At 39.4% G+C, this 16171-nt stretch carries 27 protein-coding genes, 1 tRNA gene and 1 rRNA gene; all 29 read right to left on the bottom strand.

Annotation, left to right across the window (positions count from 1 at the left end):
* Positions 1-75 precede the first annotated feature (75 nt).
* Positions 76-148, bottom strand: a tRNA-Ala gene (locus tag Q9317_RS00535).
* Between the two features lie 218 nt (positions 149-366).
* Positions 367-1915 (bottom strand): 16S ribosomal RNA (locus Q9317_RS00530).
* Between the two features lie 831 nt (positions 1916-2746).
* On the bottom strand, positions 2747-3133 hold the full coding sequence (rplQ, locus tag Q9317_RS00525) for a 50S ribosomal protein L17 (RefSeq protein WP_002986602.1): 387 nt from the start codon (positions 3131-3133) through the stop codon (positions 2747-2749).
* Between the two features lie 14 nt (positions 3134-3147).
* The gene (locus tag Q9317_RS00520) at positions 3148-4086 is read right to left on the bottom strand and encodes a DNA-directed RNA polymerase subunit alpha (RefSeq protein WP_305981560.1); all 939 of its coding nucleotides are present in this window, start codon (positions 4084-4086) and stop codon (positions 3148-3150) included.
* A gap of 49 nt (positions 4087-4135) precedes the next feature.
* Positions 4136-4519 carry a 30S ribosomal protein S11 gene (gene rpsK, locus Q9317_RS00515; protein WP_003098665.1) on the bottom strand — a complete coding sequence of 128 codons (384 nt, stop codon included), beginning with the start codon at positions 4517-4519 and terminating at the stop codon, positions 4136-4138.
* 17 nt (positions 4520-4536) lie between these two features.
* Positions 4537-4902 carry a 30S ribosomal protein S13 gene (rpsM, locus tag Q9317_RS00510; RefSeq protein WP_003098664.1) on the bottom strand — a complete coding sequence of 122 codons (366 nt, stop codon included), beginning with the start codon at positions 4900-4902 and terminating at the stop codon, positions 4537-4539.
* A gap of 17 nt (positions 4903-4919) precedes the next feature.
* The gene (rpmJ, locus tag Q9317_RS00505) at positions 4920-5036 is read right to left on the bottom strand and encodes a 50S ribosomal protein L36 (protein ID WP_000868345.1); all 117 of its coding nucleotides are present in this window, start codon (positions 5034-5036) and stop codon (positions 4920-4922) included.
* 25 nt (positions 5037-5061) lie between these two features.
* Positions 5062-5280, bottom strand: a complete 219-nt coding sequence (gene infA / locus Q9317_RS00500) for a translation initiation factor IF-1 (RefSeq protein ID WP_001040189.1) — start codon at positions 5278-5280, stop codon at positions 5062-5064.
* A gap of 117 nt (positions 5281-5397) precedes the next feature.
* On the bottom strand, positions 5398-6039 hold the full coding sequence (locus Q9317_RS00495) for an adenylate kinase (RefSeq protein ID WP_003098663.1): 642 nt from the start codon (positions 6037-6039) through the stop codon (positions 5398-5400).
* 139 nt (positions 6040-6178) lie between these two features.
* Positions 6179-7483, bottom strand: a complete 1305-nt coding sequence (secY, locus tag Q9317_RS00490) for a preprotein translocase subunit SecY (protein ID WP_003098662.1) — start codon at positions 7481-7483, stop codon at positions 6179-6181.
* A gap of 16 nt (positions 7484-7499) precedes the next feature.
* A complete protein-coding gene (gene rplO, locus Q9317_RS00485; protein ID WP_003098660.1) occupies positions 7500-7940 on the bottom strand; it encodes a 50S ribosomal protein L15 in 441 nt (146 codons plus the stop codon).
* Between the two features lie 126 nt (positions 7941-8066).
* Positions 8067-8249 (bottom strand): 50S ribosomal protein L30, encoded by a 183-nt coding sequence (gene rpmD / locus Q9317_RS00480; RefSeq protein ID WP_003098659.1) that lies wholly within the window; start codon positions 8247-8249, stop codon positions 8067-8069.
* A 14-nt stretch (positions 8250-8263) separates the two neighbouring features.
* Entirely contained in the window at positions 8264-8758 is a 495-nt protein-coding gene (gene rpsE, locus Q9317_RS00475) for a 30S ribosomal protein S5 (protein WP_003098656.1), read from the bottom strand.
* Between the two features lie 18 nt (positions 8759-8776).
* Entirely contained in the window at positions 8777-9133 is a 357-nt protein-coding gene (rplR, locus tag Q9317_RS00470; protein WP_003098654.1) for a 50S ribosomal protein L18, read from the bottom strand.
* Positions 9134-9228: 95 nt separating this feature from the next.
* Complete coding sequence (gene rplF, locus Q9317_RS00465) at positions 9229-9765, bottom strand: 50S ribosomal protein L6 (protein WP_003098652.1); 537 nt, start codon at positions 9763-9765, stop codon at positions 9229-9231.
* Between the two features lie 199 nt (positions 9766-9964).
* Positions 9965-10363 (bottom strand): 30S ribosomal protein S8, encoded by a 399-nt coding sequence (gene rpsH / locus Q9317_RS00460; RefSeq protein ID WP_003098651.1) that lies wholly within the window; start codon positions 10361-10363, stop codon positions 9965-9967.
* Between the two features lie 153 nt (positions 10364-10516).
* Positions 10517-10702, bottom strand: a complete 186-nt coding sequence (locus tag Q9317_RS00455; RefSeq protein ID WP_002987746.1) for a type Z 30S ribosomal protein S14 — start codon at positions 10700-10702, stop codon at positions 10517-10519.
* A 15-nt stretch (positions 10703-10717) separates the two neighbouring features.
* Positions 10718-11260, bottom strand: a complete 543-nt coding sequence (gene rplE, locus Q9317_RS00450) for a 50S ribosomal protein L5 (RefSeq protein ID WP_003098649.1) — start codon at positions 11258-11260, stop codon at positions 10718-10720.
* A gap of 26 nt (positions 11261-11286) precedes the next feature.
* Complete coding sequence (rplX, locus tag Q9317_RS00445) at positions 11287-11592, bottom strand: 50S ribosomal protein L24 (protein ID WP_003098647.1); 306 nt, start codon at positions 11590-11592, stop codon at positions 11287-11289.
* Between the two features lie 85 nt (positions 11593-11677).
* The gene (rplN, locus tag Q9317_RS00440) at positions 11678-12046 is read right to left on the bottom strand and encodes a 50S ribosomal protein L14 (protein ID WP_000615920.1); all 369 of its coding nucleotides are present in this window, start codon (positions 12044-12046) and stop codon (positions 11678-11680) included.
* Between the two features lie 24 nt (positions 12047-12070).
* Complete coding sequence (rpsQ, locus tag Q9317_RS00435; RefSeq protein ID WP_003098645.1) at positions 12071-12331, bottom strand: 30S ribosomal protein S17; 261 nt, start codon at positions 12329-12331, stop codon at positions 12071-12073.
* 27 nt (positions 12332-12358) lie between these two features.
* Entirely contained in the window at positions 12359-12565 is a 207-nt protein-coding gene (gene rpmC, locus Q9317_RS00430; RefSeq protein WP_003046054.1) for a 50S ribosomal protein L29, read from the bottom strand.
* A gap of 9 nt (positions 12566-12574) precedes the next feature.
* Positions 12575-12988: a 50S ribosomal protein L16 gene (rplP, locus tag Q9317_RS00425; RefSeq protein WP_003098643.1), complete on the bottom strand. Its 414-nt coding sequence runs from the start codon at positions 12986-12988 to the stop codon at positions 12575-12577.
* A gap of 3 nt (positions 12989-12991) precedes the next feature.
* Positions 12992-13645: a 30S ribosomal protein S3 gene (gene rpsC, locus Q9317_RS00420; RefSeq protein WP_003098640.1), complete on the bottom strand. Its 654-nt coding sequence runs from the start codon at positions 13643-13645 to the stop codon at positions 12992-12994.
* 12 nt (positions 13646-13657) lie between these two features.
* Positions 13658-14002: a 50S ribosomal protein L22 gene (gene rplV / locus Q9317_RS00415; RefSeq protein ID WP_000818141.1), complete on the bottom strand. Its 345-nt coding sequence runs from the start codon at positions 14000-14002 to the stop codon at positions 13658-13660.
* A 15-nt stretch (positions 14003-14017) separates the two neighbouring features.
* Positions 14018-14296 (bottom strand): 30S ribosomal protein S19, encoded by a 279-nt coding sequence (gene rpsS, locus Q9317_RS00410; RefSeq protein ID WP_000533765.1) that lies wholly within the window; start codon positions 14294-14296, stop codon positions 14018-14020.
* Between the two features lie 87 nt (positions 14297-14383).
* Complete coding sequence (rplB, locus tag Q9317_RS00405; RefSeq protein WP_003098639.1) at positions 14384-15217, bottom strand: 50S ribosomal protein L2; 834 nt, start codon at positions 15215-15217, stop codon at positions 14384-14386.
* A gap of 17 nt (positions 15218-15234) precedes the next feature.
* Positions 15235-15531 carry a 50S ribosomal protein L23 gene (locus Q9317_RS00400; protein WP_003098637.1) on the bottom strand — a complete coding sequence of 99 codons (297 nt, stop codon included), beginning with the start codon at positions 15529-15531 and terminating at the stop codon, positions 15235-15237.
* Positions 15531-16154 carry a 50S ribosomal protein L4 gene (gene rplD / locus Q9317_RS00395; RefSeq protein WP_003098635.1) on the bottom strand — a complete coding sequence of 208 codons (624 nt, stop codon included), beginning with the start codon at positions 16152-16154 and terminating at the stop codon, positions 15531-15533. The genes Q9317_RS00400 and rplD overlap by 1 nt, the downstream gene beginning before the upstream one ends.
* Positions 16155-16171: the final 17 nt, after the last annotated feature.

The following is a 16171-nucleotide window of genomic DNA, read 5'->3' as shown; positions in this document are numbered from 1 at the left end:
TTTCATGATCGTGGAATTTGATATAGATATTCAATTTTCAATGGACTTCACGTATTTTAGAGACTTCCTTGTCTATGGAGCCTAGCGGGATCGAACCGCTGACCTCCTGCGTGCAAAGCAGGCGCTCTCCCAGCTGAGCTAAGGCCCCACAGTTAATATGTTAACGTTTCTTATCTTGTTACTCATACTATATTATGGATCTAAATTGTATTCGAACTAAAATCTTAGTGAAAATGATAAACTTCCTTGTGTCTTTTGACACTGCGTCTCTTTCCTATTTTCATACAGATTTCTTAACGTTCTCTTTACTTTTTTAAGACCTCTCAAAACTAAATAAGACTTCCAAACGTACTTCCTTATCCTTAGAAAGGAGGTGATCCAGCCGCACCTTCCGATACGGCTACCTTGTTACGACTTCACCCCAATCATCTATCCCACCTTAGGCGGCTGGCTCCTAAAAGGTTACCTCACCGACTTCGGGTGTTACAAACTCTCGTGGTGTGACGGGCGGTGTGTACAAGGCCCGGGAACGTATTCACCGCGGCGTGCTGATCCGCGATTACTAGCGATTCCGACTTCATGTAGGCGAGTTGCAGCCTACAATCCGAACTGAGATTGGCTTTAAGAGATTAGCTTGCCGTCACCGGCTTGCGACTCGTTGTACCAACCATTGTAGCACGTGTGTAGCCCAGGTCATAAGGGGCATGATGATTTGACGTCATCCCCACCTTCCTCCGGTTTATTACCGGCAGTCTCGCTAGAGTGCCCAACTTAATGATGGCAACTAACAATAGGGGTTGCGCTCGTTGCGGGACTTAACCCAACATCTCACGACACGAGCTGACGACAACCATGCACCACCTGTCTCCTCTGTCCCGAAGGAAAATCCTATCTCTAGGACGGTCAGAGGGATGTCAAGACCTGGTAAGGTTCTTCGCGTTGCTTCGAATTAAACCACATGCTCCACCGCTTGTGCGGGCCCCCGTCAATTCCTTTGAGTTTCAACCTTGCGGTCGTACTCCCCAGGCGGAGTGCTTAATGCGTTAGCTGCGGCACTAAGCCCCGGAAAGGGCCTAACACCTAGCACTCATCGTTTACGGCGTGGACTACCAGGGTATCTAATCCTGTTTGCTCCCCACGCTTTCGAGCCTCAGCGTCAGTTACAGACCAGAGAGCCGCTTTCGCCACCGGTGTTCCTCCATATATCTACGCATTTCACCGCTACACATGGAATTCCACTCTCCCCTTCTGCACTCAAGTTCTACAGTTTCCAAAGCATACAATGGTTGAGCCACTGCCTTTTACTTCAGACTTATAGAACCGCCTGCGCTCGCTTTACGCCCAATAAATCCGGACAACGCTCGAGACCTACGTATTACCGCGGCTGCTGGCACGTAGTTAGCCGTCCCTTTCTGGTTAGTTACCGTCACGTAATGGATTTTCCACTCCCATTACCGTTCTTCTCTAACAACAGAGCTTTACGATCCGAAAACCTTCTTCACTCACGCGGCGTTGCTCGGTCAGACTTCCGTCCATTGCCGAAGATTCCCTACTGCTGCCTCCCGTAGGAGTCTGGGCCGTGTCTCAGTCCCAGTGTGGCCGATCACCCTCTCAGGTCGGCTATGTATCGTCGCCTTGGTGAGCCTTTACCTCACCAACTAGCTAATACAACGCAGGTCCATCTCATAGTGAAGCAGTTGCTCCTTTTAACTTAAGCACATGTGTACTCTAGTGTCATGCGGTATTAGCTATCGTTTCCAATAGTTATCCCCCGCTATGAGGTAGGTTACCTACGCGTTACTCACCCGTTCGCAACTCCTTGGATTAGTGCAAGCACCAATCCTCAGCGTTCTACTTGCATGTATTAGGCACGCCGCCAGCGTTCGTCCTGAGCCAGGATCAAACTCTCATTAAAAGTTTGAGTTCTTTACTCATTGTTTCTGTCGCTGACAGATTTATTTCGTTGTTTCTTTATTGACAGGTAATATGCGTTAACATATCACCCTGCACGTTTGGTTTTTTTGTCTTATTCAGTTCTCAAAGGTCTTTGTCCCTCTTACGAGACAACTATTATATTCTATCAGCTTAGGAAGACTTTGTCAACAGTTTTTTTAGTTTTCTTTTGACTTTTTTCTTTCTAACTTAAAGCTGATTCGCTTCCTGACAGCTTTATTAGTATACCTACTTATCTCTCCTTTGTCAATAGATTTTAACATGTTTTTTTAAATAAAGGGAAAAAATCTTTTTCTTATGCACTAAAATATCTGAAATTGATTGCGTCTTAAAGACAATTTATCACTTACTTAGAAAAAAATTTTTTGAACCGGTGAGAGTATAATGATTTTTTATCATGACTTGATAAAAAAACTCTAATGCAATATCTAAATTTACATAAAATATACCAAAGAATAAATAGATTCTTTTGTCGAAAGGAAAATTTTTAACCCTTATATTCCAATTACTTGCTGTTTTACACCCATATTTTGCTCTCTCGCTGCTTTGGGTGCATCCTATAGCTAAATATATTTCCTTTTAATCTAGGGAAGCTTATAGAGTCTTTTACATATAACAAAACGCCTGCTTACGATATACTTCTATTATTAGAAATATTTCGTAAACAAGCGTTACCACTAACAATATGATGAGTGTTCCCGCTAGGAAAAATTTCCTAGCGGTAGACCAGAGCTAGACTAAGAATAAACAAACGTTATTCCATCATCATAACACTCAACAAAATTGATAAAAATTATACTAATTCAATAATTGCCATTGGAGCAGCATCTCCACGGCGTGGTTCTGTTTTGAGAATACGAGTGTATCCACCGTTACGTTCAGCATAACGAGGTGCAATCTCAGAGAATAGTTTTTGAAGAGCTGTAGTTGATGTGTATTTATCAGTAGCTTCATCATAGTTTTCTGATGCAATTTCATTACGTACGTAAGCTGCTGCTTGACGACGTGCATGAAGATCACCACGTTTACCTAGAGTAATCATTTTTTCAACTGTTTTACGGATTTCTTTTGCACGTGCTTCTGTTGTTACAATAGATTCGTTGATTAAAAGATCAGTCGTTAAATCACGAAGCATTGCTTTACGTTGTGAGCTAGTGCGTCCTAGTTTACGGTAAGCCATTTTGTCCTCCTATATTATTTATCGTTTTTTAGTCCGAGACCTAGGTCTGCAAGTTTGATTTTAACTTCTTCAAGACTCTTACGGCCTAAGTTACGAACTTTCATCATTTCAGGCTCTGATTTTTCTGTCAAATCAAATACAGTATTAATTCCTGCACGTTTTAAACAGTTATAAGAGCGTACGGACAAATCAAGTTCCTCAATTGTGCGGTCAAGTACCTTTTCATCGTTCACTGTTTCTGTTTCTTTCATTACATCTGTTGCTTTAGCAACAGATGTTAAATCAGTAAAGAGATTTAAGTGTTCAATTAAAACACGAGCAGATAGACCTAATGCATCTTCAGGAATGATTGTTCCATTTGTCATGATTTCAATTGTTAATTTATCAAAGCCGTCATTGCTACCTACACGGGCAGGTTCAACTTGATAATTAACTTTTTTCACTGGTGTGTAGATTGAATCTACTGCCAATGTTCCAACAGGTGCATCATCTTTTTTGTTACCTTCAGCAGGAATGTAGCCACGTTTTTTTGCAACAGTCATTGTCGCTTTTAAAGAATGACCTTCTGCGATAGTAAAGAGATAATGATCTGGGTTAACAAGTTCGATATCACTGTCAGTTAAAATACCTCCAGCTGTAACTTCTGCTGGTCCTTCAACATCAAGTTCAATCATCTTTTCGTCTTCAACGTATGATTTCACTGCAAGACCCTTAACGTTAAGGATAATTTGCATGACATCTTCACGTACACCTGGGATTGTATCAAATTCGTGTAATACTCCATCAATTTTAATTGATGTAACTGCTGCACCTGGAAGTGAAGACAAGAGTACACGACGAAGCGAATTACCTAGAGTTGTTCCATAACCACGTTCAAGTGGCTCAATCACAAATCTACCGTAATCTTTATTTTCATCAATTTTTGTTATTATTGGTTTTTCAAACTCAATCATTTTTTCACCCCTCGAAACGAAACTTGTGTACTTAATTTAGTAAATATGATTATACACGACGACGTTTTGGAGGACGAGCACCGTTATGTGGTACAGGAGTCACGTCACGAATTGCAGTAACTTCAAGACCTGTAGCAGCAAGTGCACGAATAGCAGACTCACGACCTGAACCAGGGCCTTTAACAGTAACTTCAACAGTTTTTAGTCCGTGTTCTTGTGCAGATTTCGCAGCAGCTTCAGCAGCCATTTGAGCAGCAAACGGTGTTGATTTACGTGAACCTTTGAAACCAAGAGCACCAGCTGATGACCATGCAAGAGCATTACCATGAACATCTGTAATCATAACAATAGTGTTGTTAAATGTAGCGTGAATATGTGCAACACCAGACTCGATGTTCTTTTTCACACGACGTTTACGTGTTGGTTTAGCCAATTTCTTTACCTCCTATTTTATTTTTTCTTACCTGCAATCGCAGTAGCTTTACCTTTACGAGTGCGAGCATTGTTTTTAGTGTTTTGTCCACGGACTGGAAGTCCACGACGGTGACGAATTCCACGGTATGATCCGATTTCCATCAAACGTTTGATGTTTAAGTTCACTTCACGACGAAGGTCACCTTCAACTTTGATTGAATCGATTTCGCGACGGATTGCGTCTTCTTGATCAGATGTTAAATCTTTAACACGGATATCTTCTGAGATACCAGCAGCTGCTAAGATTTTTTGTGATGTTGCAAGACCAATTCCATATACATAAGTAAGTGAAATTACTACGCGTTTATCATTTGGAATATCAACTCCAGCTATACGAGCCATGTTTTCTCCTTTCTATATTATCCTTGACGTTGTTTGTGTTTTGGATTTGTTGGACAAATCACCATAACACGACCGTTACGACGAATTACTTTACAGTATTCGCAAATTGGTTTAACCGATGGTCTTACCTTCATGTTTTAATCCCTCCAATTATTTCGATTATTTAAAGCGGTATGTGATGCGTCCACGTGTTAAGTCATACGGACTCATTTCTACTGTCACACGATCACCTACTAAAATACGAATGTAATTTTTACGGATTTTTCCTGAAACAGTTGCTAGAATTTGATGTCCATTTTCTAGTTCAACAGTAAACATTGCATTTGGCATCGTTTCTACAACTTTGCCTTCAATTTCAATCACGTCTTCTTTTGCCACGCAAAAGTACCCCCTAAATTTCGATTTGATGTCCTCTGAGCACAGAGGTAACAATTATAAGTCAGACTAGCCTATTATATCACGCAACTTTCACTTTCGCAAGTGATTTGTGGTAATTTATTTTAGCTTTTCAATAACTGACTTGATGTCAACAAAAACATCTGAAATGTCTTGATTTCCTTCAATATCTTTAACAATTCCAGCCTCACGATAATGATCGATAATTGGTTGGCCTTGAGCAATATTAACATCTAAGCGACGTTTAACAGTTTCAGGTTTGTCATCTTCACGTTGATAAAAATCATTTTCATCATAATCTCCAACTGGTGGGTTAAAGACTTTGTGGAAAGTTTCTCCTGTTTTTTTGTTAATGATACGACCACTAAGACGTTCTAATAATGATGCTGGATCCACTTCGATATTAATAACACCATCTAAAGTTAACTCTAATTCTTTTAAAGTTAAATCTAATGCATGTGCTTGATCAATAGTACGTGGGTACCCGTCTAGTAAGAAACCTTTTTCTTTAATATCATCTTGAGCAAGGCGTTCTTTAACAATGCCGTTTGTCACTTCATCTGGAACTAAGTCGCCTTTATCGATAAATGATTTTGCTAACTTGCCCATCTCAGTTTGATTTGCCATTGCTGCACGGAACATATCACCAGTTGAAATATGGATAACTCCAAATTCTTCAACGATTTTTGCTGCTTGTGTTCCTTTTCCGGCACCTGGCAATCCCATAATTAAAAGATTCATGTCAGTCTCCTCTTTGACTTAAAATAATGAAAAATGAGTCATTCATTTTTGTTTTTGTTTTTAAATGATAATAAGAACTGTATTCTTTCTTACTATCACCTAAAAACAAAATAGTAGGTTGACAGAGTCAACCTATATACTATTCTGCTGTATTCATAAATCCGACATATTTTCTCTTGAGTAAGTATCCTTCAAGCTGTTTCATGCCTTCAATACCAGTCGAAATCAAAATGAGCAAGCTTGTTCCACCCAAAGCAATTCCAGAAGAAAGGTTAAGGGTTTGTTGAGCTGCTATTGGCGCTAAAGAAATAAAGGCTAGGAAAACAGATCCTACAGTAGCTAGTTTCTTAAGCAATGATGACATGTATTGTTCTGTTTCTCGACCAGGTCGTACACTTGGGATATAAGATGAATTCTTTTGAAGATTTTCAGCTGTCTTTTCAGGGTTAACCTGAACAAATGTATAGAAGAATGAGAACAAGATAATCAAAAATGCATAAACTATCATACCAGTTGGTGTTTGATAGTTAAAAACTTCTTGTAGTTTTGTTAACCAAGGAATATCTTTACCATTTTGAAAGAAAGGTATGATTGTACTTGGAATAGTTGTTATCGAGCTAGCAAAGATAACGGGAATAACGCCAGCTGGATTAACTTTCAAAGGAAGGTATGAACTTGTAGGTGCACCTTGTACAAGTTTTGTATATTGGATTGGAATTTTGTATTCCGCTTGTTGAACATATGTTGTGAAAAAGACAATTGCAAGGATGGCAAATATCAAAATACCAACAATCATATATGATGTTTGCATTTCGTTGCCGCGCACGTTGACAAAATAGTCTTCGTGAACATTTGCAATAGCATTTGGAATAGATGAGATAATACCTGCAAAGATAATCATCGATACTCCATTACCAAATCCTTTATCAGTAATTTGTTCTCCAAGCCATGTTACGATAACACTACCTGTTGTTAGCAAAGCACCAATCAGCAAATATGTTTTGACATTTGGTGTTGATACTAGAGCAACACTTGATAAAGTGTTAAAACCTGCCGTAATACCTATTGATTGTACGAAAGCAAGAACGAGTGAAATATAACGTGTCGCTTGATTTAACTTACGACGACCAACTTCACCTTGTTTTCCCCATTCAACGAATTTTGGCAAAATATCCATTTGTAATAATTGAACAACGATTGAAGCAGTAATGTAAGGACTAACCCCCATTGAGAAAACCGAAAAGTTTCTCATGGCATTACCACTAACCAGGTTCAACATATTTAGAAAAGGAAGTTCACTCAATTGCTCTAAGCTTTTTGCATTAACACCTGGGACGGTGATATGCGTTCCAATTCGGAATACTAGAATGATAAAGATTGTATAGAAAATTTTATGTCTAACACTCTTTATCTTCAAGGAATCTTTTAGTATTTTTAAGAACATAATGAGTTACCCCTCATTAGATGACTTCGATAGAACCACCTTTAGCAGTGATTGCTGCTTCAGCAGATTTTGAGAATTTAGCTGCTTTAACAGTCAATTTTTTAGTTAATTCGCCGTTACCAAGAACTTTAACGCCTGATTTTTCAGCACGAACGATTCCAGCTTCTTTAAGAACTACTGGAGTTACTTCTGTACCGTCTTCAAATACGTTTAATTGATCAAGGTTAACTAGAGCGTACTCTTTAGCGTTGATGTTTGAGAACCCACGTTTTGGCATGCGACGGAACAATGGTGTTTGTCCACCTTCAAAACCTAAACGAACGCCACCACCACTACGTGATTTTTGACCTTTTTGTCCGCGTCCAGATGTTTTACCGTTACCTGATGATGATCCACGTCCAACACGGTTACGTACTTTACGTGAGCCTTCAGCAGCTTTTAATTCATGAAGTTTCATTTTTTCTCCTTTTTTGTAAAATGCTATCGCCTCTATGAGGGGAAAGGACTCCCCATAGAAACTCGCCTATACATATTAATTTAATTAAGATTAAGCCGCAAAGAAATCCCTGCGACTTAAATAGTATTATTTAACGTCTTCAACAGTAACCAAATGAGAAATCGCTGTAACCATACCACGGATAGCAGGAGTTTCTTCTTTAATAACTGAAGAGTTTAATTTACCAAGTCCAAGAGCAACAACAGTTTTGCGTTGTTCTGGCTTACGTCCGATTGGAGACTTAGTCAAAGTAATTTTAATTTGAGCCATTATTATCCCTTTTCTTAAGCTAAGTCAGAAACTGAGATGCCACGAAGTGCAGCAACTTCTTCTGCGCGTTTAAGTTGTTTCATTCCTTCAACAGTTGCACGAACAATGTTGATTGGAGTGTTAGAACCAAGTGATTTTGAAGTAATATCAGCAATACCAGCTAATTCTACTACGGCACGAACTGCGCCACCAGCAGCAACTCCAGAACCTTCTACAGCTGGTTTCAACAATACTTTTGCTCCACCAAAGTTTGTGAAAACTTCGTGAGGAATTGTTGTGCCAACCATTGGTACTTCAATCATATTCTTTTTAGCAGCTTCTACTGCTTTACGAATAGCTTCTGGTACTTCTTGAGCTTTACCAGTTCCAAAACCAACGTGACCATTGCCATCACCGACAACTACAAGAGCAGCAAAGCGTAGACGACGTCCACCTTTTACAACTTTTGTAACACGGTTAATTGCAACTACGCGTTCTTCTAGTTCAACTGCATTATCTTTAAATGCCATTTTTTTGTGTCCTCCCTATTAGAATTTCAATCCGTTTTCACGAGCTGCATCAGCCAAAGCTTTTACACGTCCGTGATAGAGATATCCACCGCGGTCAAACACCACTTCAGAAATACCTTTAGCCACTGCACGTTCAGCAACAAGTTTGCCGACTACAACGGCTTGTTCAGTTTTTGTTCCTTTAGAAACGTCTTTATCAAGAGTTGATGCGCTTGCGAGCGTTACACCCGCTACGTCATCAATCACTTGAGCGTAGATGCCTGTATTAGAACGAAAAACGTTCAAACGTGGGCGTTCTGCAGTTCCAGAGAGTTTACCGCGCACACGACTATGGCGTTTTTGGCGGATTTTATTTTTATCTGGTTTAGAAATCACAATTTTCACCTCTTAATTTATAAGTTTGTTTCCATATTTGGAAAGCCTGTTTGCAATAGCATAAAGGGAAAAAATCCCTTACCGCACTGAAAACATTATTTACCAGTTTTACCTTCTTTAAGGCGTACATATTCACCAACATAACGAATACCTTTACCTTTATAAGGTTCTGGTGAACGTAAGCTACGGATGTAAGCAGCAGTTTGACCAACAACTTCTTTGTTGATTCCTTCTACTGAGATAGTAGTTGGAGTTGCAACAGTAAAAGTAATGCCTTCTGGAGCTTCAACTTCATCCTGGTGAGATTTACCTACTGAAAGAACTAGTTTATTTCCTTGAAGTTGAGCACGGTAACCGACACCCTTCATTTCAAGATCTTTTTTGAAACCTTCAGAAATACCAACAACCATGTTGTTCAAGTTTGCACGAGTTGTCCCATGGATAGTTTTCATTTCTTTTGAGTCGTTAGGACGAACTAAAGTGATTTCAGTCCCTTCAACTTTGATTTCAATATTTTTGTTGAACTCACGAGTGAGTTCACCTTTAGGGCCTTTTACAGTAACAACATTGTTGTTGTTGCTGATTTCAACACCTGCAGGTAAATTAATAATTTTATTACCAATACGTGACATTTTTTTCTCCTGTTAAATTATCAAGCCATTTACGACTAGTTTTCACGGGGGTTGATAGAATGAGATACCAAAACAACAAAAATGTTGAATTGAACACGAGCTGTGGCCTGTGTGAAAAAGATAAATCTTGCTTGAGTGTCAACACTATACGTCAGATTTCCTATTTTCACTTTGTCCACGATGCTCTTAGTATCTTAGATTACCAAACGTATGCGATCACTTCTCCACCAACATTTTTTTGGCGAGCTTCTTTATCAGTCATAAGACCTTCTGAAGTTGAAATGATAGCAATTCCAAGTCCGTTAAGAACTTTAGGAACATCTTCACGTTTTGAGTAAACACGAAGTCCCGGTTTTGAAATACGTTTCAAGTTAGTGATAACGCGTTCACCATTTTGACCATACTTAAGGAATACACGGATGATTCCTTGTTTGTCATCTTCGATGATTTCAACGTTTTTTACAAAACCTTCACGTTTAAGGATTTCAGCAATCCCTTTTTTGATGTTTGATGCAGGTGCTTCTAATACTTCGTGTTTTGCTTGGTTAGCATTACGAATACGTGTTAGAAAGTCTGCGATTGGGTCAGTCATAACCATTTTATTTTTCTCCTCTTACTAGTAGTTTGATAAAATCACTTGCTAGTTAATGTGCCTTAGGGCAGAATATTCAAGTAAACGAGAGTCTATTTGAATGTGAGTGTTAACTCACTTTAGTTATTTGATAACAACTGCAAAGCAGCTATTATATTCTTACCAAGAAGCTTTTACAACACCTGGAATTTGACCTTTGTAAGCCAATTCACGGAAGCAAACACGGCAAAGTTTGAACTTGCGGTAAACTGAATGTGGACGGCCACATTTTTCACAGCGAGTATAAGCTTGCGTAGAGTGTTTCGCAGGACGTTTGTTCTTAGCAATCATAGATTTTTTAGCCAATTTATTTACCCCCTATTATTTTGCAAAAGGCATTCCAAGGCCTTTAAGCAATTCGCGACCTTCTTCGTCAGTATTTGCAGTAGTGACGATTACGATATCAAGACCACGTACTTTATCAACATCATCGAAGTTGATTTCTGGGAAGATAAGTTGTTCTTTCACACCAAGTGTGTAGTTACCACGTCCATCAAAAGATTTTGTTGGAACTCCGTGGAAGTCACGAACACGAGGAAGTGAAACGCTAACGAGTTTGTCTAGGAATTCGTACATACGTTCGCCACGAAGTGTTACTTTCGCACCGATCGCAACACCTTCACGAAGACGGAAGCCAGCGATTGATTTCTTAGCTTTAGTAATAAGTGGTTTTTGACCTGAGATAAGTGCTAATTCAGCAGCAGCTTTTTCAAGGTTTTTTGCGTTTGACACAGCATCACCAACACCCATGTTAAGAACGATTTTCTCAACTTTTGGCACAGCCATAACTGTTGTGTAATTGAATTTCTCTGACAACGCAGGAATTACTTCGTTAGTATATTTTTCTTTTAAACGATTTGCCATTATAATGCTTCTCCTTTCCTTCGTGATTAATCAAGCACTTCGCCTGATTTTTTGCTGTAACGAACTTTTTTGCCGTCAACAACTTTATAACCAACACGTCCTGCTACACCATTTTTATCAAGAACTTGTACGTTTGATACATGGATTGGAGCTTCTTTTTCTACGATAGCTCCTTGAGGGTTTTCAGTGTTAGGTTTTTGGTGTTTTTTGATTATTCCAACACCTTCAACAACAACTTTGTTAACTTTTGGAAGGGCTTTAAGAACTACTGCTTCAGTTCCTTTATCCTTACCAGCAATAACGCGAACTTTGTCGCCTTTTTTTACAAACATTTGAGTTTTTCTCCTATGATTTTCTTACGCCCTGATGGGCACCCTAGGTTTCCCTAGGGGACTTAGTTTGTTTAATTATTAAAAATTAAAGTACTTCTGGTGCAAGTGAAACGATCTTCATGTATCCACCTTCACGTAATTCACGTGCAACTGGACCAAAGATACGAGTTCCGCGAGGAGTTTTGTCATCACGGATGATTACTGCAGCATTATCGTCAAATTTGATGTATGAACCGTCTGGACGGCGAGCACCAGTTTTTGTACGAACGATAACTGCTTTCACAACATCACCTTTTTTAACTGCTCCACCAGGAGTAGCTTGTTTTACAGAAGCAACGATTACGTCACCGATGTTAGCGAATTTACGTCCTGAACCACCAAGTACTTTGATAGTTAAGATTTCACGGGCACCGCTATTATCAGCAACTTTTAAGCGAGTTTCTTGTTGAATCATTTCAATTTTCTCCTTTTAGTTTGATTAGATAATAACAGCTTCTTCCAATACCTCTACAAGACGGAAGCGTTTTGTAGCTGATAGTGGACGAGTTTCCATGATACGAACGATATCGCCTTCTTTAGCAAGGTTCTTTTCGTCATGTGCTTTATATTTTTTAGAATAGTTGATACGTTTACCATAGACTGGGTGGTTACGTTTTGTTTCAACTATAACAGTGATTGTTTTATCCATCTTGTCAGATACGACACGTCCAACAAGGGTTCTACGTTGATTACGTTCCATTATTAGAATTTCTCCTTTCCCAATCTATTATTTCATTTCAGATTGCACAGTTTTAACACGTGCAATTTGTTTTTTAACTTCGTTCAAACGAGCAGTTTGATCAAGTTGACCTGCTGCAGCTTGAAAACGAAGGTCGAAAAGTTCTTTTTTGAGTTCGTTTTCTTTCTTAGCAAGCTCTTCTTGAGACAAGCCACGAAGCTCAGCAACAAACTTTTTGATTTCTTCAAGTTTCATGTCTTCTCCTTATTCTGCTTCACGTTTTACGATTTTGCATTTAACTGGTAATTTGTGGCTAGCAAGACGTAGAGCTTCGCGTGCAACTTCTTCAGAAACGCCAGCGATTTCAAACATAATTTTGCCACGTTTAACAGGTGATACCCAACCTTCAGGTGCCCCTTTACCAGAACCCATACGAACCCCAATAGCTTTAGCAGTATAAGATTTGTGAGGGAAAATTTTAATCCAAACTTTACCACCACGTTTCATATAACGAGTCATCGCAATACGAGCAGCTTCGATTTGACGGTTTGTAATCCATGAGCTTGTTGTAGCTTGAAGACCGTATTCACCAAATGAAACTTCTTTTCCACCTTTTGCTTCACCACGCATTTTCCCACGGAATTCACGACGGTGTTTAACACGTTTAGGTACTAACATATGTTATTTGCCTCCTTTAGTGTTTTTACGAGCTGGAAGAACTTCACCACGATAGATCCAAACTTTAACACCAAGTTTACCATATGTAGTGTCTGCTTCTTCCCAAGCGTAATCGATATCAGCACGAAGAGTATGAAGAGGAACAGTTCCTTCTGAATAACCTTCAGCACGAGCGATATCAGCACCGTTTAAACGACCAGATACTTGAGTTTTAATCCCTTTTGCACCTGCACGCATTGTGCGTTGGATAGCTTGTTTTTGAGCACGACGGAAAGCAACACGTTGCTCAAGTTGACGAGCAATGTTTTCACCAACAAGGTGAGCATCAAGATCTGGTGATTTGATTTCAATAATGTTGATGTGTACTTGTTTTCCAGTTAATTTGTTAAGTTTTCCGCGTAAAGCGTCAACGTTTGCTCCACCTTTACCGATAACCATACCTGGTTTTGCAGTGTGTAGTGAAACAATAACTTTATTAATAGCACGTTCAATTTCAATTGTTGAAACTGAAGCTTCTGCTAATTCTTTTTGAATAAATTTACGGATTGCTAAATCTTCATGAAGGTAATCCGCGTATTCTTTTTCAGCATACCATTTCGCATCCCAGTCACGGATGATTCCGACACGCATACCAATTGGATGTACTTTTTGACCCACGATTTTACCTCCTTATTTTTCTGATACAACTACAGTTACGTGAGTTGTACGTTTGTTGATTGGTGAAGCTGATCCTTTCGCACGTGGACGGAAACGTTTCATCGTTGGTCCTTCGTTTGCGAATGTTTCAGATACTACCAAATTAGCTTTTTCCAAACCAAAGTTGTTTTCTGCATTTGCAATAGCTGAGTTAAGAGTTTTCTCAATAACACGAGCTGCTTTGTTTGGAGTGAATTTTAAGATTGCGATTGCGTCAGCAACGTTCTTACCACGGATAAGATCAAGTACTAAACGTGTTTTACGAGGTGAAACACGCACTGTACGAGCCATTGCTTTAGCTGAAGTAATTTCTGCCATTGTGTCCTCCTCCTATTAACGACGTGTTTTCTTGTCGTCAGCTGCGTGACCTTTGTAAGTACGAGTTGGTGCAAATTCACCAAGCTTGTGACCTACCATGTCTTCTTGAATGTAAACAGGTACATGTTTACGTCCATCATAAACTGCGATTGTATATCCGATGAAACTTGGGAAAATCGTTGAACGACGTGACCAAGTTTTAATTACTTTTTTCTTTTCGTCATTTGCTTGAGCTTCAACTTTTTTCATTAAATGCTCATCGACGAAAGGTCCTTTTTTAAGACTACGTCCCATTTTGTAGTTTTCTCCTTTAAATGATGTACCACAACGGCTTGTTCTATAGAACTACCGAGTTGGCGGAATAAATGCTAACGAACTTTATTATTTAGCGTTACGACGACGAATAATAAGTTTGTCAGATTTAGCTTTCTTGTTACGAGTTTTAAGACCAAGCGCAGGTTTACCCCATGGAGTAGATGGCGCTTTACGTCCAACTGGTGCTTTACCTTCACCACCACCGTGTGGGTGATCGTTAGGGTTCATTACAGAACCACGAACTGTTGGGCGGATACCTTTCCAACGGTTACGTCCAGCTTTACCAATGTTAACAAGTGATTGTTGTTCGTTACCTACAGTACCAACAGTAGCACGGCAAGTTCCAAGAATCATACGAACTTCGCCTGATTGAAGACGAACAAGAACATATTTACCTTCTTGACCTAATACTTGAGCAGAAGCTCCAGCAGCACGAACTAGTTCTCCACCTTTACCAGGTTTCAACTCGATGTTATGAATAACTGTACCTACTGGAATATTTGCTAATGGAAGTGCATTACCAATTTTGATATCTGCATCTGGACCAGAAACAATACGTTGACCTACTTCAAGACCTTTAGGTGCAATGATGTAAGCTTTAACACCATCTGTATAATGTACAAGAGCGATGTTAGCAGTACGGTTTGGATCATATTCAATAGTTTTAACAACTGCTTCAACAGCGTCTTTATTACGTTTGAAATCAATCACACGGTAATGACGTTTGTGTCCGCCACCTTGGTGACGTACTGTGATGCGACCATTGTTGTTACGACCAGCTTTGTTTTTAAGAGAAACAAGCAATGATTTCTCAGGTGTGCTTGTTGTGATTTCAGCGAAATCCAAAGAAGTCATGTTACGACGGCCATTTGTCGTTGGTTTATAAACTTTAATACCCACGTTATTTCCTCCTTAGATTATTCAGCTTCAGCTGCGAACAACTCGATTGCTTTAGAATCAGCTGTAAGAGTGATGATAGCTTTTTTAGTTTTTGAAGTGAAACCTGTGTAACGACCAACGCGTTTAGCTTTGGGTTTAACGTTAACAGTGTTTACACTTGCAACTTTAACTCCTTCAAAAGCAGCTTCAATAGCTTGCTTAATCAAAAGTTTGTGCGCACGTGTGTCGACTTCAAATGTGTATTTTCCTTCTTCAAGGGCATACATTGATTTTTCAGTGATAACTGGTTTTTTAATTACGTCGTACAAATTCATTATGCAAGAACCTCCTCAATTGTAGAGATTGCTTCTTTAGTAACAAGAAGTTTATCGCTATTTACAATGTCAAGAACACTTGCTGTTGTTGCAGTTGCAACTTTAACGTTTGGAAGGTTACGAGCAGAAAGTGCTGCAAATTCATTACCTTCTTCAACGAGAACAAGTACTTTTGAATCGATACTTAGCGCTGAAAGAACTTTTGCAAATTCAGCAGTTTTTGGTGCTGCAAATGAAAGGCTTTCTACAGCTACAAATTTATCTTCAGCAACTTTTGCTGAGTAAACTGATTTCAAAGCAAGGCGACGAACTTTTTGTGGAAGTTTGTATCCGTAAGAACGTGGAGTTGGTCCGAAGACAACACCACCGCCACGCCATTGTGGTGAGCGGATAGAACCTTGACGAGCACGTCCAGTTCCTTTTTGACGCCATGGTTTACGTCCACCACCTGATACTGCTGAACGGTTTTTAACCGCGTGAGTACCTTGGCGAAGACTTGCACGTTGGCTGATTACAACATCAAAAACAACTGATTCGTTTGGTTCAATACCGAAGATAGCGTCATTCAATTCAACTGAGCTAACTTCTTTACCAGTTTGGTCAAATAGTTTTACGTTTGCCATTTTAACTGTTTTCTCCT

The sequence above is a fragment of the Streptococcus iniae genome (assembly GCF_030732225.1).
In the GTDB taxonomy this organism is placed as follows: Bacteria; Bacillota; Bacilli; order Lactobacillales; family Streptococcaceae; genus Streptococcus; species Streptococcus iniae.
The sequence above is the reverse complement of the archived record's forward strand: the minus strand, read 5'-3'. Positions and strand labels throughout refer to the sequence as shown.